We start from the raw sequence: 23,913 nt of genomic DNA, 5'->3' as shown, positions 1-23,913 counted from the left end.
TCCATGCCCGCGATCGAGTGTCACACCACGCTGAAGCACTCCGACTTCATCATGCGGAACCACCGGGTGCACGACATCTCCGTCATGCCCGGGGTGACGTTCCTCGATCTCGTGTTCCGTACGCTGATCGCGACCGGGCGCGACCCCGCCGAGATCGTCCTGCGCGAGGTGTTGTTCACCGAGGCGATCGTCACCAAGCCGGAGGCCGACCGCGAGCTCCGCGTCACCGTGGACGGCGAGGACGTACGGGCGGAGAGCCGCTGGAGCAGGGACGGGACGCCGCTGTCCGGCTGGCGGCGGAACCTCACCGGCAAACTGGGCACGCCCACCGGCCCCGCGCCCGGCCCGATCGACGTGGACGCGCTCCGGCGGGACGCGCGTCGGCAGGGCGACATGGAGGACCTGTACGTCCGCGCCAGGGCCGAGGACATCAGCCACGGCGAGCCGATGAAGTGCGCGGGACGACTGCACCACGGCGACGGCTACCTGCTCGCCGAGCTGCGCCAGGAGTCGCCCGCGCCCGGCCACGAGGGCTTCCACCTGCACCCCGCCCGCCTGGACGCGGCCACGCTGGACGGGCTGGGCCAGACGCAGGCGTCGGGGGAGGAGCCGTTCATCCCCGTCTACATCGCCGAGTTCCGGGCGCCCCGGCGGCTCGGCGCCGCCTTCCACGTGTACGCGCCACGCCCCGAGAGCATCGCGCCGTCCGGCGACGTGATCACCAACGACTTCGGGCTGTACGACGAGCAGGGACGGTTCGTCGCCGGGTTCGGCGGGTTGTCGTGCAAGCGCATCAGGTCGCCCCGGCTGATCGAGCGGCTGCTCGACGACCCCGTACAGCCGCGGACGCCCGCCACGAGCCACAACGGCTCCGGCGACCTGGTCGGCCACCTGCGCGCGCTCGTCGCCGGGCCGCTCGGCCGCTCACCCGGCGAGGTGCCCACCGACACCGGCTTCTACGACCTCGGCCTGGACTCGGTCACCCTCGTGGACCTCAGCGAGCGGCTGGAGAAGATCGTCGGGCAGCGGCTCTACCCGACGCTGCTCTTCGAGTACGGCGACATCGACACCCTCGCCGCCCATCTGTCCGCCACCTACGACCTGACCCAGCCGAACCCGGACCCGGCCCCGGCCCCGGACCTGGTGTCGGATGATGGTGAGACGCGGTGCTTCCGTGACGTATGGGTGCCGATGCCCCCGGACGGCGACGATCCCGGCGAGTACCGCGAGATCACCCCCGGCGCCCGTCCCGACGGATCCCGCCATCTCCTCATCCACGGCTCGACGGGCGAGCCCGCCGACCCCTGCCTGGCCGTCTGGGAGACGGCGAAGGCCGTCCTCGCCACGAAACCGGACCAGCCGGTCACCCTCACGTACGCGTACACCGGCGACGACCCCGCCGACCACGCCGTCGGCGCGCTGGCCAGGACGATCACCGCCGAGACCCCGCTGATCCGCTGTCGCGCCATCCGCCTGGACGACACCACCCCGGACGCCGCCCTCAGGGACGCCTCCGCCGAGCCCGAGATCCGCTACGTACGCGGTGAGCGCCTGGTCCGCCGCTGGCTCCCCGCCGATCCGCCCGAGAGTGGCGGCGCCGTCCCGTTCAGGAAGGGCGGCGTGTACGTGATCGCCGGCGGCACGGGCGGGATCGGCCGGCTCCTCGCCGGCCACCTGGAACGCCGCCACCAGGCCAGGGCCGTGCCCGTCAGCAGGAGCGCGGAGATCGCCGCCGACCTCACCAACCGGGACGAGGTCGAACGCGCCCTCGCCACGGTACGCGAGCGCCACGGCCGCATCGACGGCGTCGTCCACTGCGCCGGCGTCAACCGCGACGGGCTCTACCCCGGCAAGCGGGCCGCCGACATCCGGGACGTGGTGGCGGCCAAGGCCCTGAGCGTGCGGCACCTCGACGCCGCGACCAAGGACGATGATCTCGACTGCTTCGTGGTGTTCTCGTCCGTCTCGGCGCATCTGGCCAACCCGGGGCAGGCCGACTACGCCTTCGCGAACGCGTATCTGGAGGGGTTCGCCCGGCCGCGCGCGGCGCGGGCGGACCGGCCGGGACGGACCCTGGCCGTGGCGTGGCCGTACTGGGCCGAGGGCGGGATGCGGGTCGGGCCGGAGACGATCGAGCGCTCCCGCGCTGCCACCGGGATGGCCCCGCTGCCCGGCGAGGCCGCCTTCGACGTGCTCGACCGTGCCCTGTGCGGCCCGGAGGACGTCCTGACGGTGCTGCACGGCGACGCCGCGCGCGTCCCCACCCTCCTGCCGGCCCCGCCACCGGAGCCGGGCGGGCCCACCCGGGAACCGACGGCCCGACCGACGGTACGGTCGGCGGGACCTTCAGCGGGACAGTCGGTGGCACGGGAGCCGTTGGCGCGGGCCGGCGAGCCCATCGCCGTCGTCGGCCTGGCCGGGCGCTACCCCCAGGCGCCGGACCTGCGCGCCTTCTGGCGCAACCTCGCCGACGGCCGCGACTGCATCGAGGAGATCCCGGACGGCCGCTGGAACCACGACGAGATCTTCGACCCCGAGAAGGGCGCCGAAGGCAGGACGTACGGCAAATGGGGCGGCTTCCTCGACGGCGTCGACCGCTTCGACCCCGCCTTCTTCGGCATCTCCCGCCGCGACGCCGAACGTATGGACCCGCAGGAACGGCTCTTCCTCCAGACCTGCTGGCACACCCTGGAGGACGCCGGCCACCCGCCGGAGACGTTGTCGGACGAGAGCGTAGGCGTGTTCGCGGGCGTGATGTGGAACCACTACCAACTCGTCGAGGGCGGGGAGGGCGGCGTCGCCCCCACCGCCATGCACGCCTCCATCGCCAACCGCGTCTCCTACACCTTCGATCTCCACGGGCCGAGCATCGCGCTGGACACCGCCTGCTCCTCCTCGCTGACCGCCGTGCACCTGGCCGTGGAGAGCCTGCGGCGCGGCGAGTGCGGCTTCGCTCTGGCCGGCGGCGTGAACGCGACCGTCCATCCGCAGAAGTACCTGCAACTCGCCCAGGGACACTGGCTGTCGGAGGACGGCCGGTGCCGCGCCTTCCGAACAGGCGGCAGCGGGTACGTCCCCGGCGAAGGCGTCGGGGCCGTCCTGCTCAGGCCGCTGTCGCGGGCCCTGGAGGACGGCGACCACATCTACGGCGTCATCGCCGCCACCGCCGTCAACCACACCGGCCGGACCAGCGGCGCCACCGTCCCGAGCCCGCGTTCGCAGGCCGCGCTCATCGGTACGGCCGTCCGCAGGTCCGGCTGGGACCCGGCGAGCATCGGCTACATCGAGGCGCACGGCACCGGCACCTCGCTCGGCGACCCGATCGAGGTCGAGGGCATGCGCCAGGCCCTGCCGTCGGGCGCGGACTGCGCGATCGGCTCGGTCAAGTCCAACATCGGCCACCTGGAGGGCGCCGCCGGGATCGCCGGGCTCACCAAGGTGCTGCTGCAGCTCCAGCACGGGCAACTGGTGCCGTCCCTGCACGCGGAGGAGCTGAACCCGAAGATCGACTTCGATGACACGCCCTTCCACGTGCAACGCGTGCTCGAACCCTGGAACCACGCCGACGGAACGCCCCGGCGGGCCGGGGTCAGCGCGTTCGGCGCGGGCGGTACGAACGCCCACGTCCTGGTCGAGGAGCACACGGAACCCGCCTTCGCGGCGAGCCCGGACGGACCATGTCTTTTCGTGCTCTCCGCCCGTACGCCGGAGGCGCTGCGCGACTACGCCCGCGCCTGGACCGGCTTCCTGTCGCAGGGCGGCCCGGCCGGGAGCCCGGGCGGCTCGGCCAGGGGTGTGGAACGGGTGGCCGCGTTGCTCGGCGTACCCGCCGACCAGCTCGATCCCGCCGACTCGCTGGGCGACCTCGGCCTCGACCCGGCCGCGCTGATCCAGCTCGGGCAGGGACTCTCGCTGGACGACACCGTGAGCGCCGTCGACACCGTCAGCGCTGTCGGCAGCGTGGGCGCCATGAGCGCCGTCGGCGGTTCGGCCGGGCGTGGAGCGGCCCTGGCCGACCTCGCCTACACCTCGCAGGTCGGCCGTACCGGTATGGCGGCGCGGCTGGCGCTCGTCGTGGACGACGTGGCCGAGCTGCGGGCGGGGCTGGAGGCGTACGGGCGGGGTGAGAGCCCCGGTCCCCACGCCTTCACCGGCTCCGGCAGCGACGGGAACGGCGACAGGAACGGGACGCCGACGGCGGAGGAGTGTGTGCGGCTGTTCCGGGCCGGGCGGCTGGAGGAGGTGGCGGCGGCCTGGGCCGGGGGAGCGCGGGTGCCGTGGGGCGAGTGCCACGACGGCGGGCGGCGGGTGTCGCTGCCGGTCTACCCGTTCCAGGAGGAGTCGTGCTGGCTCGGACGCTGGCAGCGCACCACATCCGCCGAGCCCGCCGAGCCCGCCGAGCCCGCCGAGCCCGCCGAGGTGCCCGCCGATCCGTCCGCCGGGCCTGTCGAGTCGTCCCCCGCGTCCGTCGGGTCGCCCGCCGGGCCGCGGGTCGAGGTCGGGGAGTTCGTGCCGGACAGGGAAGGGGTGCGGTTCGAGGTGCTGCCCGAAGGGGTGGCGTTGGTGGTGATGGGGGCGGGGGCGTCCATGTTCACCCGGGAGCTCATCGACGACCTCCAGGCCGTGTTCGCCGAGATCGGCGGGCGCGAGGACGTCAAAGCGGTCGTCCTCACCGGCAGCGGCAACGTCTTCAGCATGGGCGCCACGCCCGAGGCACTGCGTACGCTCGCGGGCGGCCAGGGACGCTTCACGGACGTGCCGTTCCTGTACGAAGGGCTGCTGCGGTGCGACCGGCCGGTCATCGCCGCCGTCCAGGGGCACGCCTCGGGTGGCGGGCTGGCCTTCGGGCTGTTCGCCGACCTCGTCGTCATGGCCGCCGAAGGCGTCTACAGCGCCAACTTCATGAAGTTCGGGTTCACGCCGGGGATGGGGGCGACGTACATCCTCGAGGAGCGGCTGGGCCGGTCGGTGGCGTACGAGATGCTCTACACCGGCCGTTCCGTCACGGGCGAGGAGCTGGCCCGGCGGGGCGCGGGGGTGACCGTACTGCCGCAGGACGCGGTGCTGAAGGCGGCGCTCAGGCACGCCCGCTCGATCGCCGCGCTGCCGCTGCCCGCGCTGCGGGCGCTCAAGTCCGAGCTGGCCGGGCGGGTGCTCGACCGGCTCTCCGGTGTCATCGCGGGGGAGTCGGGGATGCACGAACGCGTGCTGGGGGAGGAGTCGCTGGCCCGCGTAGACGACTACTTCACCAAGGTGGACACCTTCCGCGGCGACTCCCCCAAACCACCCACCGCCGAGGACGGACCCGGCAGTGGGAAGGCCGCGCCTGCCCCGCCCGCTCCTGCGGGTGTCGGGCCTGAGCCGGTGGAGGTGCGACGGGTGATCGAGGGGACGCTCATGAACCACCTCTACCTGGAGGCCCACGAGGTGGACGACGCGCTGAGCTTCAGCGAGATGGGCCTGGACTCGATCGGGGCCGTGGAGATCGTCCGCGACCTGAACCGGAGCTTCGGCCTCGACCTGGACTCCGTCGCCGTCTACGACGACCCGACCGTCCCCGCCCTGGTGGACGCCGTCCGCGACGCCGCCGCAGCCGACAGCCTGAACGTCCCGCCCGCTGCCGAACCCACCGCCGAACCCACCGCCCCGCCCGAGCAGGCCGAGCAGGTCGAGCAGGTCGAGCAGGTCGAGACTTCGGAGCGGGAGGGGCAGGTACGACTGCCCTCGCTCGACGGTGACCGTACCGAACCGGGAACGGCGGCCCGGGAGGCGCCCGCGCGGCCCGGCACGGTCACCCTGGAGGAGGTGCGTCCCGCCGGGAAGCCTCCGGCGCGGGACGGGGACGGCATGGAGATCGCCGTCATCGGCATGGCCGGCCGTTTCCCGGACGCCCCCGACCTCCGGACGTTCTGGGACAACCTGGCGGAGGGACGGTGCAGCATCCGGGAGGTGCCCCCCGAACGGTTCGACGTGTCGGCGGTGTACGACGCCGACCGCATGGCCCCGGGCAGGACGTACAGCAAGTGGGCGGCCATGCTCACCGACGTCGACGCCTTCGACGCGGGCTTCTTCAACATCTCGCCCCTGGAAGCCGAGACGATGGACCCGCAGCAACGCCTCTTCCTCCAAGAGGCGTGGCACGCCCTGGAGGACGCCGGCTACGCAGGCAGATCCGGCCGCAGGCCGTGGGGATGCTTCGTGGGCTGCGGCGCCGGCCGCTACGCGAGCCTGCTCGCCGCGGCCGGGCGCGACGACACCGGGCACGCCTTCCTCGGCAACGCCTCGTCGGTGTTGCCCGCGCGGATCGCGTACCTCCTGGACTTCGGCGGGCCGACCATGGCGGTGGACACCGCGTGCTCGTCCTCGCTGGTGGCCGTGCACCTGGCCTGCGAGAGCATCCGGCGCGGCGAGTGCGAGGCGGCGATCGCGGGTGGGGTGGCGGTGATGAACACCCCGAGGATGCACATCTGGTGCAGCAAGGCCGGGATGCTCTCGCCGACCGGCACCTGCGCGCCGTTCGACGAGTCGGCCGACGGCATCGTGCTGGGCGAGGGCGTCGGCGTGGTCGTGCTGAAGCGCCTGGACCGGGCGCTGGCGGACGGCGACCACGTGCACGGCGTCATCCGGGCCGGTGGCGTCAACGGCGACGGCGCGACGAACGGCATCACCGCCCCCAGCGCCTCCTCACAGGCGGAACTGCTCACCGAGGTGCACCGGCGGGCCGGGATCGATCCCGGCGTGGTCGACTACGTCGAGACGCACGGCACCGGCACCGAACTGGGCGACCCGATCGAGGTCAAGGCGCTGGCGAAGGTGTTCGGCACGGACCGCGAACGCCCGTGCCGCATCGGGTCGCTCAAGGCGAACGTGGGCCACACCACGATGGCGGCCGGGATCGGCGGGCTGCTCAAGACGTTGCTGGCGTTGCGGCATCGGCAGTTGCCGCCTTCGCCGGGGTTCGTCCGGGCCAACCCGAAGATCGACTTCGCCGACGGCGCGCTCGAAGTGGTCACCGAGCTGTCGCCGTGGACGGCCGGGGGCTCCGGGGAGCGGGTGGCGGCCGTGAGCAGCTTCGGCTTCAGCGGCACCAATTGCCACCTCGTGGTCGCCGAGGCGCCCGCCCGCGAACCGCGTACCGGCGGCGGCGAGGACGTCGTCGTCCCCCTGTCGGCCGCGGACGAACCGGCGCTGGCACGCCTGCGCACCGACCTGGCCGGCCATCTCGACGCCCACCCCGAGCTGGACGTACGCGACGTCGCCCGTACGCTCGCCGTCGGCAGGCCGCATCTGGCCGGGGCCCGGATCGCGTACGTGACCGGGGACCTCGCGGACCTGCGCGCCCAGCTCCGCGACGGCCCCCGCCCCGCACGCGGCGAGGCGGGCCGCCGCGCCGACCGCTACACGGCCGGGGACGACCTCCGCTGGGACGACCTGACGGCGGGCGGGCGGCGGGTGCCGCTGCCGGTGTACCCGTTCGCGGGCGACCGGCGTCACTGGGTCGGGGGCGACGGCCGTCCGGCGCGGGTCGTCCGGCAGGAGCACATCCGTCCCGATGACCGGCTGGTGGCCGATCACCTGATCGGCGGCGTCCCCGTGCTGCCCGGCGTGGCCCTCCTGACGATCGCGGCGCGGCGCGGCGGGTTGTCCGGGCCGGTGCGGTTCGAGCGGGTGCGGTGGCTGCGTCCGTACGAGGTGCGCGAGGCCCGTCCCCTGGAGGTCACACTGCACGACGACGGCGGCTTCGAGCTGGAGGGTCACGCGCGTGGCACCCTGGTACGCGCGGACGGCCAGTGGGGGCGGCTGGACCTCGGGGAGATCGAGGCGCGCTGCACGGGCAGCCGTTCGGCCGACGACCTCTACCGGGCCTTCGACCGCGCCGGGCTGCACTACGGGCCCGGGTTCCGGGTGCTGCGCGAGGTCCGCGTCGGCGACGGCGAGGCCCTCGGCGTCCTGCGTGCCGGGGCGGACTGGGAAGCACTGCTGGACGGTGCCCTGCAGACCATCGCGGTGCTGCGTACCGAGGACGCCGGGCCCGCGATGCCGTTCAGCGTGGAGTCGGCCGAGCTGGACGGGCCGTTCACCGGCCCCGCCCACGCCCACGTGACCGACGGCGGCCGGGACGGGTACACGGTCCGGCTCGCCGACGCCGAAGGGAAGGTCAGAGCCGAGTTCCGGGGAGTCGTCCTACGCCCCCGACCGGCCGGCGCTACGACTCGCGCCACCCCCCGCGGCACCTCTCGCGCTACGGCGGAAGGCATGATCTACGCGCCGGTCTGGCGTAGGGCGGCAACCCCGGAGACGGCGGCGACCGCCGGAGCCGGTGGTGGGCGGGCGCTCGTGTCGCACACGCCCGCCGCCGAGCCGCTGGCCCGCGCGCTGCTGGCCACGCACGCGGACGGCCGCCTGGCGCCGCTGGACTCCTCCGTCCCCCTGGAGGGACGGTACGACACCGTCTACATCCTCGCCACGACGGGCCCGGACGGCCCACCGGCCGGCGACCCGACCACCCGCGACGTGTTCCGCCTGCTCAAGCGGCTGTCGGAGCAGGGCGGGGGCGGATGGGCGCCGACGGTGAAGGTGGTCCTCGCCGGAGCCGTACGGGTCGGGGACGAGGAGATCGTCCCGCACGCGGCGGGCGTGATCGGCCTGACCAGGGCGGTGGCCGCCGAGCACCCGCGCTGGACCGTCGCCGCCATCGACGTGGGCGCCCTGCCGCCGCCTCCCGCCGACCTGACCGACCTGACCGACCTGACCGACCCGGCTGACCTGGCCGACCTCGCCCGCCTGGTACGCGTCGAGAGCTGCGCCGACGACCTGGTCGCGCTGCGCGACGGCCACCGGTACGTCCGCACCCTGGAACCCCTGCCCCTGCCCCTGGAGGGCGGCGGCCCGTACCGGGACGGCGGGACGTACCTGATCGTGGGCGGGACGGGCGGGCTCGGCCGCACACTGGCCAGGCACCTCGCCGCCACCGTCGGCGCCCGGCTGGCGCTCGTCGGCCGCCGCGAGCTCACGCCGGAGATCCGCGCGCAGCTCGCCGAGATCGACTCGCTCGGCGGGCAGGCCGTGTACCTGCGGGCCGACGTCGCCGACCGGGCCGCGTTCGGCAGGGCCGTCGAGGCGGCACGGCAGCGGTACGGCGAGATCCACGGCGCCTTCCACGCCGCCCTGGTGCTGCGCGACATGACGCTCGCCAACATGGACGACGACGCGTTCGCCGAGGTGCTCTCGCCCAAGGTCGCCGGGGCGGCCGTGTTCGCCGAGAAGTTCGCCGAGGAGTTCGCCGGCCGGACGCCCGACTTTCTGGCCTACTTCTCCTCGGCGGCCTCGTTCGTCGAGGTGGGCGGGCAGGCGAACTACGCGGCCGCCAGCACGTTCGAGGACGCCTACGCGCTGAGCCTGCGGGACCTGCCGGTGAGCGTGATCAACTGGGGGTACTGGGGGAGTGTCGGCGCGGTGTCGGGCGGCGGCTACGACGACAGGTTCGCCGAGCTGGGCATCTCCTCGATCGAGCCCGAGGAGGGCATGGCGGCGCTGGCGGCGGTCCTCAGGGCGGGGGCCGGGCAGGCGCTCGTCGTCAAGGCGGAACCCGAGGGCCTGGCCCGCATCGGCATCCGTGTTCCCGATGACAGCCACGCTTCCGATGCGGGGCGTGGGGAGCTCGATCGGGCGCGGGTGGCGTTCGACGCGCTGGACGAGCTGGCCCGCGGACTGCTGCGCCGCTCGGCGGACCGGGTGCGCGCCGTCCGGGACGTCCGCCCGGACCGCGGCCGGTTGCACGCCGGCGTGCTCGACCTGCTGGAACGACCGGCGCGGACGCCCGAGCCGGAGGAGGTGACGGCCAGGTTCCCCGACCTGGAGCCGCACGTCAGGCTGCTGACCGCGTGCGTCGAGGCGCTGCCCGGCGTGCTGGCGGGCGAGCGCGACCCCATGGAGGTGCTGTTCCCCGGCGGCTCGATGAGCCTGGTCGAACAGGTCTACAAGGGACAGGCGGTCTCGGACCACTTCAACCGCCTGCTCGCCGGCGAGGTCGCCCGCGGCGCCCCCCGCCGCGTCCTGGAGATCGGGGCCGGTACGGGGGCGAGCACCGGTTTCGTCCTGGACGCCCTCGAAGGCCAGGACGTCGAGTACACCTACACCGACATCTCGGCCGGGTTCCTGCGCCACGGCGAGCGCGAGTTCGGCGCACGCCACCGCCCGGACGTCGTCCTCGCCCTCTTCGACGTGGAACGGGACCCGTCCGAGCAGGGCTTCGAGATCGGGGCGTACGACGTCGTGCTGGCCACGAACGTGCTGCACGCCACCGCCGACGTCGGCCGGACGCTGCGCAACGCCGCGGCGCTGCTGCGTCCCGGCGGGCGGCTGCTGGTCAACGAGGTGACGCGGGCGGCCGACTTCCTGACCCTCACGTTCGGGCTGACGCCGGGCTGGTGGCGCTTCGCCGACGAGGAGCGGCGCCTCCCGCACAGCCCGCTGCTCGGTGCGGTCCAGTGGCAGCAGGCGTTCAGGGACGCCGGGCTCACCCCCGCCCGTACGCTGGGCATCCCCGGCACGCCCGTCGCCGAGCTCGACCAGTGCGTCCTGGTGGGCGAGACGGCCTCCGCCGGCGGCGCCCGCGACTACGTCAAGCGGGTGTTCGCCGAGGTGCTCAAGTACGGCACCGCCGACCTGGACGAACGCGCCACGTTCGAGACCTTCGGCATCGACTCGCTGGTGAGCCAGAACGTCATCCACCGCTTCGAGCAGGACCTCGGCCCGCTGCCGTCGACCCTCCTCTTCGAGAACCTGACGATCGAGGAACTGGGCGCGTACCTGGAGAACGAGCACGGCGACCGCCTGCGCGCGGCCCTCGGGCACGAGCCCGCGCGGGAGGAGCCCGCACGGGTCGCGCCGCGGCGCGAACCCGCCTCGCAGGCCCTCGACATCGCCGTGGTCGCGGTGACCGGCCGCTACCCGGCCTCCCCCGACCTGGACGCCTTCTGGCGCAACCTCGCGAACGGCACGAACTGCATCACCGAGGCCGACCGCTTCGACCTGGACGCCCTGTACGACCCCAAACGCGGACGCAAGCAGCGCACCTACAGCAAGTGGGGCGGCTTCATCGAGGGGGTGGAGGAGTTCGACGCGCCGTTCTTCGGCATCCTGCCGCGCGACGCCGAGATCACCGACCCGCAGGAACGCCTGTTCCTGGAGACCGCCTGGACCCTGCTCGAAGACGCCGGCTACCTGAGCGAGCACACCAGGCAGCCGCGCACCGGCGTCTTCGTCGGCACCATGTACGGCTCCTACGGCCGGATGGCGGCCGCCGAGGGCTGGCCGCACGGCCGGTACGCCGGTGCGCACTCGGCGTACTGGTCGATCGCCAACCGGGTGTCGTACTTCTTCGACCTGCGCGGGCCGAGCCTGGCCGTCGACTCGGCCTGCTCGTCCTCGCTGACCGCGGTCCAGCTCGCCTGCGAGAGCCTGCGGCGCGGCGAATGCTCGCAGGCCATCGCGGGCGGTGTGAACCTGATCCTGCATCCCGCCCACTTCGTCGCGCTCTGCTCGCTGAACATGCTCGCCGCCGACGGCGCCTGCAAGGTGTTCGACGAGGCGGCGGACGGGTTCGTACCGGGTGAGGGCGTCGGGGCGGTGCTGCTCAAGCCCCTGGCCGACGCCGAGGCGGACAGCGACCGGATCTACGGCGTCATCAAGGGAGCCTTCGCCAACGCCGGGGGGAAGACCGCGGGCTACACCGTCCCGAACCCGGGCGCGCAGGCCGACCTGGTGTCGGAGGCCGTACGGCGGGCCGGCCTGGACCCGCGGACCGTCTCCTACGTCGAGGCGCACGGCACGGGCACCGCACTCGGCGACCCCATCGAGATCGCCAGCCTGACCCGAGCATTCGGTCCCGCCCCTGGCTCCGGACCTGGGGACGGGGTGGAGCGGCTGGTCGGGTCCGTCAAGGCCAACATCGGGCACCTGGAGGGCGCGGCGGGCATCGCCGGTCTGACGAAGGTGCTGCTGCAGTTCCAGCACGGGCAGGTGGCCCCCTGCGCGAACCTGGACACCCCCAACTCGAAGATCGACTTCGCCGCGTCGCCCTTCCGGCCGCCGGAGCGGCTGACCGACTGGCGGCGTCCGGTCCTGGGCGACGAGACGTTCCCGCGCCGGGCGGGGGTCAGCTCGTTCGGCGCGGGTGGGGCGAACGTGCACGTCGTCCTGGAGGAGTACGTGCCCTCCGCCGGGCCGCCGCCGGAGCCCGCCGACGAGGGGGAGCACGTGATCCTGCTCTCGGCGCGTACCCGCGACCAGCTCCGTACGATGGCGGGCCGGGTCGCCGACCTCGCGGCGAGCGGCCGGGCCGGGCTGGCGGACCTCGCCTACACCACCCAGGTCGGACGAGCCGAGCTCCCCGAACGCCTGGCCGTCCACGCCACCACCCTGAACGACCTCACCACCACCCTTCGCACCTTCGCCACCAACGGCAACGCCGAGAACGCCCTCACCACCCTTCCCAAGCCCCCCTCGGAGGACGGAGTTCACGGCGTACGACGGGCGGCCACGCCTGACGCGGGCCCGGCGGCGGACGGCGTACGAGAGCCTGCGCCGGATGGCGTGCGGGAGCTTGCGGTGAGGTGGGTCGCGGGCGACCGGGTGGACTGGGCGACCAGATGGCCAGCCCCCCACCCGCGCCGCGTCACCCTGCCCCCTTACCCCTTCGACCGCCGCCGCTACTGGCTCCCCTCCGACCAGCCACCCCCAACCACCACGCCGTCCTCGGTGGCGGCCCCGGGTGCCGGGCCGGTGGCCGAGGTTGTCGCCGGGCCGGGTGCGGTGCCGGATCCTCTGAGTGAGTCGCCGGGCCGGGAAGACGCGGATGCGCGGTGCACCTACCTGCGTCCCGCCTGGACGCCGGCCCCCCTCCCCGAGGGAACACGGGAGCCGGACGCCCTCCTGGTGATCACCGAGGACGACCGGCTGGCCGAGGCGCTGGGAGGCGTCCGGGTCCGGCCCGGCGACGCGCTCCCCGCCGACGTCCGAGCCGGGGATGGGGAGAAGGGCAGCGGGTCGGCCGGGCGTGTCGCTCGGCCGGAGGCCGGGCGGGCGCGCGTTCCCGACGCGATCGTGATCGCGCCGTCGGACCCGTTCCCCGGGACGGCCGCGTTCGAGGTGTTGCTCGGGACGGCCACGGCCGTTCTGCGTGAAGGGGGGCCGTTGCGGGTGGTGGTGTCGGCCCCGACCGGCGAACCGCACCACACTGCCCTGGCCGCCGCGCTGCGAACGCTGGCCCTGGAGCACACCGGGTTCAGCGGCGTGTGCGTCACCGGGGCCGATCCGGCGCAGGTCGCGGCCGAGCTGCGGGCCCCCGCCGCCGGGACCGCACCCGAGCAGCGGGTCTCCGAGGTCGCCTACCGCGACGGCACCCGCCTGCTGAAGGGCATGGAGCCGTACGAGCCGCCCCCGGCCGGGCTGGACGTCCGGCAGGACGGCACGTACCTGATCACGGGGGGCGCGGGCGCCATCGGGCTGGCCTTCGCCCGCTTCCTCGCCGCGCGCGGCGTGGCGCGGCTGGTCCTGACGGGACGCTCCGACCCGGGCGACGACATCGCCCGCCGGATCGCCGGGCTGCCCGCCGTGTACGCGCGCGCCGACGTCTGCTCGGCCGACGACCTGCGCGACCTGCTCGACCGGTACGGCCCCTTCCACGGCGTCATCCTCGCCGCCGGAATCCACCGGGACGCCCGGGCCGTACGCAAACGTCCGGAGGACACGCGGGCCGTCCTGAGCCCCAAGATCCTCGGCACCGTCCTGCTCGACGAGGCCCTGCGCGGGCAGCCGCTGGACTTCCTGGCGCTGTTCTCGTCCGTGGCGGCCGAGACCGGCAACATCGGGCAGATCGACTACGCCTACGCCAACGCCTTCCTCAACCGGTTCGCCGAGCGGCGCGAGCGGCTCGGGCACGGCCGGACGCTCGCCGTCGGCTGGCCGCTGTGGGAGGAGGGCGGCATGACGGTGGACGACGCCACCCGCCGCCTGTTCGAACGCCGGTGGGGCAGCGTCCCGTTGGGCACCGCCGCCGGTGTCACCGCCTTCACCAGAGGGCTGGCCGGATCAGAGACGAGCTTCGCGGTGGTCGAAGGCCCCGCCGAACGCTCCCAGCCGCCCGCGACCCCCGAATCCGAGGTTATGGAGATGAGCGAGCCCGTGTCCGCGCCGGAGACGACCGGATCCGGCGACGGCGACGATCTGATCGAGGCGGTCCGGGCGGAGCTGCGCCGGGCGGCGGCCGGATTCCTGCTGGTGGGCGAGGAGCACGTGGACCTCGACGCCGAGCTGATGGACATGGGGTTCGACTCCATCTCCATGGCCGAGCTGGTGGACCAGGTCAACGAGCGGTACAAGCTGGACCTGCTGCCGACCGTGCTCTTCGAGGCCACCGACCTGGCCACCTTCTGCGACCACCTGCTCGCCGAGCACCCGTCCGAGATCGCCGCCGCCCACACCCCACCCGCCCCCGCCGAGAAGCCCGTACAGCCTGAGAAGCCCGTGGAGAGGGCCGCAGAGCGGGCCGCCCAGCCGCACCCGGCGCCGGAGACCGTGGCCCCCCTCCCACGGCCCGGCGCCGGGGCCTCCCCACCGGCCCGCGACGGCGTCGCCGTCGTCGGCATGGCCGGCGTCCTGCCCGGCTCCGCCGACCTGGACGACTTCTGGCACCACCTGGCCGAAGGGCACGACCTGACCCGCCTGGTCCCCGAGGACCGGCGCGAGCTGCGCGACGACCCCGAGACGGCGAACGTCCGCGCCGGGTTCCTCGACGACGTGCGCTCCTTCGACGCCGCGCTGTTCGGCATCTCGCCCAAGGAGGCGGCGATGATGGACCCGCAGCAGCGGCTGTTCCTGCAGACCGTCTGGCGGGCCGTCGAGGACGCCGGTTACCGTCCCTCCGACCTGGCCGGCACCCGTACGGGCCTGTTCGCGGGCGTGTCCGCGTGCGACTACGACGACCTGCTGCGCGAGCACGGCGTACCGGTGGAGGCGCACACGGCCAGCGGCGTGGCCGACTGCATCCTGGCCAACCGCGTCTCGCACCTGCTGGACCTGCGCGGCCCGAGCGAGGCGGTCGACACCGCCTGCTCCAGCTCCCTCGTCGCCCTGCACCACGCGGTACGCGCCATCGAGGACGGCGAATGCGAGGCGGCCATCGCCGGCGGCGTCAACCTGACGCTGAGCCCGGGGCTCTACATCGCGTTCGCGAAGTCCGGCATGATCAGCCAGGACGGCGTCTGCAAGACCTTCGACGAGCGCGCCGACGGCTACGGCCGGGGCGAGGGTTGCGGAGCCGTACTGCTCAAGCCGCTGAAGGCGGCGCTGGAGGACGGCGACCAGATCCTCGCCGTGGTCAGGGGCAGCGCGGTCAACCACGGGGGCCGGGCCAGCTCGCTCACCGCGCCCAACCCCGAGGCGCAGGCCCGCGTCCTGTACGACGCCTACCGCAAGGCGGACGTCGATCCGGCCCGCGTGACCTACATCGAGGCGCACGGCACCGGCACCAGGCTCGGCGACCCGATCGAGGTCGAGGGCATGAAGAAGGCGTTCGCCCGCCTGTACGCCGACCGGGGACGGCCCGCACCGGACGCCCCGCACGTCGCCCTCGCCTCCGTGAAGGCCAACATCGGCCACCTGGAGGCGGCGGCCGGCATCGCGGGGCTGCTCAAGGTGCTGCTCTGCATGCGCCACGGCGCGTTGCCGCCGACGATCAACTACGAGCGCCCCAACCCGTACGTGCGGCTGGAGGGGACGCCGTTCGCCGTCAACACGCGGCTCACGCCGTGGGACGCGGCGGACCGGGTGGCGGGGGTCAGCTCGTTCGGTTTCGGGGGCACGAACGCGCACGTCGTGCTGGAGGCGTACCGGCAGGACAACCCGGCGGAGACGGCGGGGGAGCCGCGGTTGCTGGTCCTGTCGGCATCCGGCCGGGAGGCCCTGGAGGAGTACGCGGCGAGCCTCGCCCGGCACCTCCGGGCACATCCGGAGATCGGCCTCGACCGCGTCGCCTGGACGCTCCAGATCGGACGCCGCCACCTGCCCGAACGGCTCGCCGTGGTCGTACGGGACCGTGAGCAGGCGATCCGCGCGCTGAGCGGCGAGCCGGACGGGACCGTGCACAGGGGCACCGCCCGCAAGGACGCCCCCGCGCCGTGGGGGACCGCGCCGGAGGACGTCGCGCAGGCGTGGGTGTCCGGCAGCGAGGTGGACTGGCCACGGCTGTGGCAGGGCCCGCGCCCGGTACGGGTCTCCCTGCCCGGCCCGCCCTTCGCCCGCGTCGAGCACTGGTTCACAGCCCCCGCCCGGCCCGCCGCTCAGGACGGCGGGGCCGTCCACCGGACCAGCGACGGGAGGGTACGCCTGCGCGCCACCAAGAACGGCAGCACACCGGCCGCCCCCGCCCCCGCCTCCGCCGACCGGACGAAGGCCCCGAAGGCAGCCGAAGCGTCGCCCGCACCCTCCGGAACCTCCGCCGGGGTGGAGGAGATGTTGCGCGAACGGCTCTCCACGATCCTGGACGCCGACCCCGCAGGCGTGGACGTGGACACCCCCTTCGAGGAACTGGGACTCGACTCCATCTTCCGGATGGAACTGGTCAAGGCGATCAACACCGCCTTCTCCCTCGACCTCCAGGCAGCCGAACTGTACGAGTACGACACCGTGGACCGCCTGTCCCGCGCGGTGGAAGCCGCCATCAAAGCCCCCAAGGCCGAGCCCGAGCCCGAGCCCGATCAGGGTCAGGATCAGGATCACGATCGCGTGCGGAACGAGACCCCGGACGGGCTGGAGGAGCAGCTCACAGGGCTGATCGGCTCGATCGCCGACCGCCCGCTCACCCCCGCCCGCAGCTTCGCCGACAACGGCCTCACCTCCTTCGAGATGCTGCGCGTGGTGAGCGTCCTGGAGAAGCAGGTCGGCGCACTGAAGAAGACCCTGCTGTTCGACCACCCCACGCTCCCGGAGCTGGCCGCTCACCTGCGCGACGAGCACGGCGCCGAGTCCGTACGGATCCCGGAGGAACCGGACGGACCGGCCCCGCACGAGCCGCAGGCGCTGGACGGCGAGCCGGCCGTGGTCCTGAAGCGGGACCTGCACCGGCATCCGGACCTGCGCGAGCTGGTCGCCGACATCGACCGCCGCCACGCCAAGGAAGGCGGCCTGGCCGGGCGCGACATCGCGCCGCTGGCCTTCGTCGGCTCGGCCAGGAAGGGATACCTGCACGTCTCCGAGCACGGCGGCAACCTGCTGGCCTGGAGCTACGCGGGCTCCGAGGAGTACTTCCACGAGCTGGTCGAGGAGTACACCCGGTACGCGAGGGCGCACCGCCTGCGGCCGAACTTCCTGTCCCTCCTCCCGGTGCGCGAGGTGGCGGGGGAGCCGTTCAGCGCGACGCCGTTCGGGGCCGTGCAGCGGCTCGACGACCTGGGCTCCTTCACCCTGAAGGGCGGGCGGATGGAACGCCTGCGCTACATGGTGCGGCGCTTCGGCAAGGCGGGCGAGTGCCGGACGGTCGAGTACCGTTCGGGCGACGACCCCGCGATGGACCGCAGGCTGGCCGGGCTGGTGGACGAGTGGTCCGGCCGCAAGCAGATGGTCAACCCGTACGTGTCGGTGGTCCGGCGGGAGATCGAGGAGGGCCGCCTGGACCGCAGGCACCGCGTCTTCGTCACCTACGTGGACGACGAGGTGGCCAACGCCGTCGTCATCACGAAGATCCCGTCGGAGAACGGCTACCTGCTGGACGTCGAGTTCTACCCGAAGGGCATGCCGCTCGGCGGGCTGGAGTTCGCGATCGTGCGCGTCGTCGAGCAGTTGGTGGACGAGGGCTGCACGATGTTCAGCTTCGGCGCGAGCTTCGGGGTGGAGACCGAGGAGTCGGCCAACGCCGCCCCGGACGTGCGGCAGGCGCTGGACGAGCTGCGTTCCGCGGGCATCTTCGGCGAGGGGAACTTCCAGTTCAAGAACAAGTTCCGGCCGGTGAACGTGCCCATCTACCTGTGCCAGCCGGAAGGACGGGACCGCACCCCGGTCTCCGACATCATCCTCATGATCGCCGACCCGGACCTCAGACCCCCCGCCGACCAGCCTCCCGCCGACGAGTCCACCGCCGACCAGGCTCCCGCTGACCAGCCCGCCCACCGGGTCACCACCGACCTGATCACCGACTCCTGGGCCGAGCTGGACGCCCCCTGGATCGCCGACCGGCTGCGGCGGCTGACCGACCGGTCGGCCGCCCAGCCCGACGCCGAGATCGACGGCCTGCCGTTCCCCCACGTGGTCCCGACGGGCTCCGGCCGTTCGGCCGAGGCGCTGCTGTGCCGCTCGTGGCCCGGCCGCCGGGGACGGGTGCCCCACAACGGCCTGTTCCCCACCTGGTACCTGAACCTGACCGACAACGGGTTCAAACCGGTCGAGATCCCCGGCGGCCCGGACATGGACGTCGACGCGCTCCGGGCCGAACTGGAAGGGGACGAACCGGTGTCGTTCGTCTGCGTGGAGGTGAGCAACAACGCGGCCGGCGGCGCGCCCACCTCCCTGGCGAACCTGCGCGCGGTCAAGGAGGTCGCGGCGGCGTACGGCGTGCCGCTGGTGATCGACGGCGCCCGCGTGGTGGACAACGCGGTCGCGATCGCGGACGGCCGGGACGTGTGGGAGGTCGTCCGCGAGATCCTGGAACCGGCCGACAGCGCGACGATCAGCCTGTCCAAGAACTTCGGGGTGCCGTTCGGCGGCCTGCTCGCCACCCGCGACGAGGCCCTGCGCCAACGGGTCGCCGAGCGGCTGGAGACGTGGGGCAGGGACGTCGGCCTGGCCAACCGCCGGATCATCGCGGCCGCGCTGGACGACCGCGAGACGGTGGTCGAGCAGGTACGCGCCCGCGCGGAGGCGGTGGCGGCGCTCCGGCAGGGCCTGGCGGAGTCGGGCGTGCCGCTGGAGGGCCCGGCCGGCGGCCACTGCGTGTTGCTCAAGGACGCCGACCACGTACGGATCTCCCGCGAGACGGGCATCAGGGGTGCTCCGCACTTCGGCCGCGAGGACGTGGTACGGCTGGCGGTCCCGGTCGGCCTCAGCGTCGAGGAGGCCAAGGACGCCGCCGCCCGCCTGGGCGCCCTCCTCGGCGACGACACCCCCGCATCGACCACCCGGACGAAGACGGCCAACCATCGGAAGACCGCGGACAACCCCAACCTGGCGATCCTGCGCGAGCACAACCCCGACGTCGAGCACGAGATCATCACCACCAGGGACGGCGACGTCGAGCTGTTCAGCGCGGGTTCGGGACCGCCGCTGCTGCTCATGCACCCGTTCAACATCGGCGCAGGTGTCTACGCCCGGCAGTTCGAGGGCCTGGCACACCGCTACCGGGTGACGACCGTGCACCATCCGGGTGTGGGCGCGACCACGGCCGCCGCCGACCTGTCCCTCGACGGCCTGGCCAGGCTCTGCCACGACGTGGCGGGCGGCCCGGCGCACGTGGCCGGGGCGGCGTTCGGCGGCCTGGTGGCCCTGGCGTACGCGCTGGCCCATCCGGACGACACCGAGTCGCTGATCCTGATCGGCGGCTCCTGCCGCATCGGCAACCGCGTCGGCGACATCGACAAGCTGGAGGTGGTGGCCACCCAGGACTTCGACCGGGTCATCGAGGGCAGCGGCTCGAAGCGGCTGCGCAAGCGGCGGGCCGCCCTGATGCGGCTGCTGCTGCGCGCGGAGAGCATGGCCCCGCAGGTCGGCCTGCGCTACCTGGACGTGTTCGCCGAGCGTCCCGATCTCGGCGATCGGCTGGCGGAGATCCGGGCGCGCACCCTGATCGTCCAGGGCCGGTACGACACCGTCATCCCGGCCAAGACCGCGCACCTGCTGCACGCCCTGATCCCCGACTCCCGTTACGAGGAGGTCCCCGACGCAGGCCACTTCCCGCAGCTCACCAGCCCCGACGAGGTCAACCGGCTCATCTGCGAGTTCCATGATGAACAGAATTGACGAAAGCACCGTGACCAGGACCGAGCTGGTCAAACCCGGCATGTGCGGGCCCAACTCGCTGTTCATGGGCGAGGTCGGCGACTGGACCTGGGACACGGTCAGCGCGCTGTGCGGCACGAACGCCTTCGACGCGCGCAACGCGGCCGGCGATCCCACGTACCTGTCGTTCTACTACTTCCACGTCCGGGGCAGCCGGGACCTGCACGTGAACGCGCTGACGTTCGGCGACGAGCTGGAGGTCACCTCCAGGCTGTTCGGCTTCGGCAGCGAGTCCGTGCTGGCCCTGCACCGGATCGGCCGCGACGGCGGCCGGGCGGGCGAGCTCGACCCGGACCGTTTCTACGCCTTCGACGACCCCGGCTGCATCTACGTGGAGACCTTCAACCGGTGGATCTCCAGGAGCGCCCCGGGCAGCAACGAGGGCCTGGTCAAGTCGTCGCCGGTGGACTTCAGGCACGAGCATCTGCCGGAGTTGCCCGGCGCGTACTCACCGAGGCGGGTCTACGGCCACGCGCGGAGCACCGGCACCTTCCTGGCCCGCAAGCCGGACGATCCGATCACGTTCACCGCCGACTACCCGGTGGAGCCGTCCAGGGACCTCAACGGCGTGGGCCTGCTCTACTTCGCCTCCTACTTCTCGATCGCCGACTGGGTGCTGCTGCGCTTCTGGCGGCACCGGGGGTTCAGCGTCGCCGACTTCCTCGGCCGCGTCGTGCTCGACCAGCGGCTCTGCTACCTGGGCAACGCGAACGCCGACTCGGTGCTGCGCGTGAGCCTGGAGTGCTGGCCGGCGCCGGAGAACGAGAACGAGAACGAGAACGAGGAGATCGTCAACCTCGTCATGGAGGACCGGGGCCGCACGATCGCGGTCAGCACCCTGCGCGTGCTGAGGAGGGGAGAGACCGATGGCGACACGTGAGCACGTCGAAGGCGTCGTGCACAAGGCGATCGACGAGATCCTGCCCGGCGTCGAGATCGACGGCCGGGCGCACCTGAAGGACCTGGGCGCGGACTCCGTGGACCGGGTCGAGATCATCATGGCCGTGCTCGACCGGCTCGGCGTCCGCGAGCCGCTGTCCTCCTTCGGCGGCGTGCCCAGCGTCGACGCCCTGGTCGACTTCCTGTGGGAGCGTGTGAGGTGAACGTCGGAATCGAGGCACTCAACGTCTACTGCGGCCTGGCCCAGATCCCGGTGCCGGTGCTGTTCGAAGGGCGCGGGCTCGACGCCGAGCGCCTGGGCAACCTGATGATGACGAACCGTTCGGTCGGCCTGCCGTTCGAGGACCCGGTGACGAACGCCGTCAACGCCGCCCGGCCGATCGCCGGCGACGACCGCATCGAGATCCTGATCACCTCCACCGAGTCCGGCCTGGACTACAGCAAGTCGGTGGCCTCCTACGTGCACGAATACCTCGGCCTGCCCAGGAGCTGCCGGGTGGTGGAGGTCAAGCAGGCGTGCTACGCGGCGTCGGCCGCCGTCCAGCTCGCCGCCGCGTACGTCGCCTCGGGGGTGTCGCCCGGCGCGAAGGCGCTGGTGATCGCGACGGACGTGGCGCTGGTGGACGAACGGGCCGCCTACGCCGAGCCGGCGATGGGCGCCGGGGCCGCCGCCGTGCTGATCGGCGACCGGCCGCGTGTCCTGGACCTCGACCTGGGGGCGTTCGGCAACCACAGCTACGAGACGATGGACTCGGCGCGGCCGGGGCCGACGTTCGACGTCGCCGACTCCGACCGCTCGCTGTTCGCCTACCTCGACTGCCTCACGAGCTGCCTGGCCGGCTACCGGTCCAGGGTCGAGGACGCCGACTTCGCCACCACCTTCGACCACCTGGCCATGCACACCCCGTTCGCCGGGATGGTCAAGGCCGCGCACCGCAAGCTGATGCGCGAGTCGGGCGGCGGCACGGCCTCGGTCGAGCAGGACTTCGAACGGCGGGTGCTGCCGTCGCTGGCCTACCCGCGACAGGTGGGCAACCTGTGCTCAGGCTCGGTCTACCTGGCGCTGGCCAGCCTGATCGACAACGCCGCCCTGGACGGCCCGGCCCGGGTCGGCCTCTACTCCTACGGCTCGGGCTGCTCCTCGGAGTTCTTCAGCGGCCTGGTGGACGAGGAGTCGGCGCGCACGCTGGCCGCGATGCGGATCGGCGAGCACCTGGACGGCCGCTGCGAACTCGGCTTCGACGAGTACGCCGCACTGCTGCCGGACACCCTCACCTGCCTCGTGCCGGAGCGGGACCGGCAGGTCGACGTGGGCGCGTACGAGCACCTGCTCGGCCGGGCCCGCGTCGACCGCGATCTCCTGGTGAACACCGGGACCAAGGACTACCACCGAACCTACGAATGGCTGGCACGATGACCGACACGGAGATTTTCGAGACCGTCAAGCAGAACGTCCTGAAGGTGCTGCCGGACCTGCGGCCCGGCGACGTGACGACCGAGGGCACCTTGACCGACCTGGGAGCCAACAGCGTCGACCGGGCCGACGTGGTCACCATGAGCATGGAGGACCTCGGGCTGACCGTGCCGGTGTCGGAGTTCCAGGAGGTGCACGACATCCGGTCCCTGGTGAACCTGCTGGCGAGGCATGCATGAAGGTCGTCGTCACCGGCATGGGCATCGTCTGCTCGATCGCCTCCACCGTGCCGTCGTTCACCAGGGCGCTGCGTGCGGGCCGGTGCGGGATCGGGCAGGTGGCCGACCCCGGCGACGGCGGCCCGAGGCTGGCCGCCCCGGTCAGGGGCTTCCGCTTCAAGGAGGCGGTGGCGGCGCGCCGGCGCCTGCCCGAGGAGACCGTGCGCACCGCGCTGCGCGCCGCCGGCCGCTCGCCCCAGCCGCTCCAGATGGACCTGGTCGCCGCCATGCAGGCGTACGAGCAGGCGGGGCTGCACGAGGCGCGGGCCGACCCGGAGCGGATGGGCCTGGTCGTGGCCGGGCACAACCTCAGCTCCGGCTACGCCCACGACCTGCACCCCAAGTACGAGGACAACCCCGCCCACCTGCCGGCCAGGTTCGCCCTGCACTTCATGGACACCGACCGCGTGGGCACGCTGAGCCAGGTGTTCGGCATCAGGGGCGAGGGCTACACCGTGGGCGGCGCCTCGGCCAGCGGGAACGTGGGCATCATCAACGCCAGCCGACTGGTGGAGGCGGGCGCCGTGGACGTCTGCCTGGTGGTGGGCGCCATGACCGACCTGTCGCCGATGGAGAAGCGCGGCCTGGCCACGCTGGGCGCGGTCGCGGGCGTCGAGGAGCCGCGGCGGGCCAGGTGCCGGCCGTTCGACGAGGACCACGAGGGGTTCGTGCCCGGCCAGGGCGCCGGCTGCGTCGTGCTGGAGAGTGCGCGCTCGGCCGCCGCCCGCGGCGCGCGGGCCCTGGCCGAGCTGTGCGGCTACGACCTGAAGCTGGACGCCAACAGCCTGCCCGACCCGCGCGAGGAGGGCGAGGCCAAGGTGATGGTCAACGCCATGGCCAACGCGGGCGTGGGGCCGCGCGACATCGACTATGTCAACGCCCACGCCACGGCCACCCCGAGCGGCGACGTCGCCGAACTGGCCGCGCTGCGCAGGGCGCTGGGCGACAGCTTCGGCCGGCCGTGGGTCAACTCCACCAAGGGCCTGGTCGGCCACTGCATGTGCGCGGCCGGCGTGGTGGAGGCGATCGCCACCGTGGTGCAGATGCGCCGCGGGTTCGTCCATCCCAACCTCAACCTGCGCCATCCGATCAACCAGGACTGCCGGCTGGCGCCCGGCAGGCTCCGCGCCGCCGACATCCGCTACGCGCTGTCCAACAGCTTCGGGTTCGGCGGGTTCAACACATGCATAGTCCTCGGGCGCGAGCGTTGAGCTCAGACCGACGCATAGCACTCAAGGTCAGGGGTAGCGAAAAAGATGACAAAAAAAGGGA

6 protein-coding genes are annotated in these 23,913 nt (G+C 73.1%); all 6 read left to right on the top strand.

Going from position 1 to position 23,913, the window contains the following annotated elements; translation table 11 throughout:
• Nucleotides 1-3: 3 nt before the first annotated feature.
• Genes DMB42_RS43025 through DMB42_RS43000 form a run of 6 tightly spaced genes read left to right on the top strand, consistent with a single transcriptional unit; the run spans nt 4 to nt 23,852 of the window.
• Nucleotides 4-20,010 (top strand): SDR family NAD(P)-dependent oxidoreductase, encoded by a 20,007-nt coding sequence (locus DMB42_RS43025; RefSeq protein ID WP_125645260.1) that lies wholly within the window; start codon nt 4-6, stop codon nt 20,008-20,010.
• A gap of 10 nt (nt 20,011-20,020) precedes the next feature.
• On the top strand, nt 20,021-20,929 hold the full coding sequence (locus tag DMB42_RS43020) for an LnmK family bifunctional acyltransferase/decarboxylase (RefSeq protein ID WP_221762610.1): 909 nt from the start codon (nt 20,021-20,023) through the stop codon (nt 20,927-20,929).
• The gene (locus DMB42_RS43015; protein WP_125645256.1) at nt 20,916-21,152 is read left to right on the top strand and encodes a phosphopantetheine-binding protein; all 237 of its coding nucleotides are present in this window, start codon (nt 20,916-20,918) and stop codon (nt 21,150-21,152) included. The genes DMB42_RS43020 and DMB42_RS43015 overlap by 14 nt, the downstream gene beginning before the upstream one ends.
• Nucleotides 21,149-22,366, top strand: coding sequence for a hydroxymethylglutaryl-CoA synthase family protein (locus DMB42_RS43010; protein ID WP_125645254.1), 1,218 nt, complete (start codon nt 21,149-21,151; stop codon nt 22,364-22,366). The genes DMB42_RS43015 and DMB42_RS43010 overlap by 4 nt, the downstream gene beginning before the upstream one ends.
• Complete coding sequence (locus DMB42_RS43005) at nt 22,363-22,602, top strand: phosphopantetheine-binding protein (protein ID WP_221762609.1); 240 nt, start codon at nt 22,363-22,365, stop codon at nt 22,600-22,602. Before DMB42_RS43010 ends, DMB42_RS43005 begins: the two co-directional genes overlap by 4 nt.
• Nucleotides 22,599-23,852 (top strand): beta-ketoacyl synthase N-terminal-like domain-containing protein, encoded by a 1,254-nt coding sequence (locus DMB42_RS43000; RefSeq protein WP_125645250.1) that lies wholly within the window; start codon nt 22,599-22,601, stop codon nt 23,850-23,852. The genes DMB42_RS43005 and DMB42_RS43000 overlap by 4 nt, the downstream gene beginning before the upstream one ends.
• Nucleotides 23,853-23,913 lie beyond the last annotated feature (61 nt).

The sequence above is a fragment of the Nonomuraea sp. WAC 01424 genome (assembly GCF_003947315.1).
Classification (GTDB): Bacteria; Actinomycetota; Actinomycetes; order Streptosporangiales; family Streptosporangiaceae; genus Nonomuraea; species Nonomuraea spiralis.
This window is presented reverse-complemented; position numbering and strand designations above follow the sequence as displayed.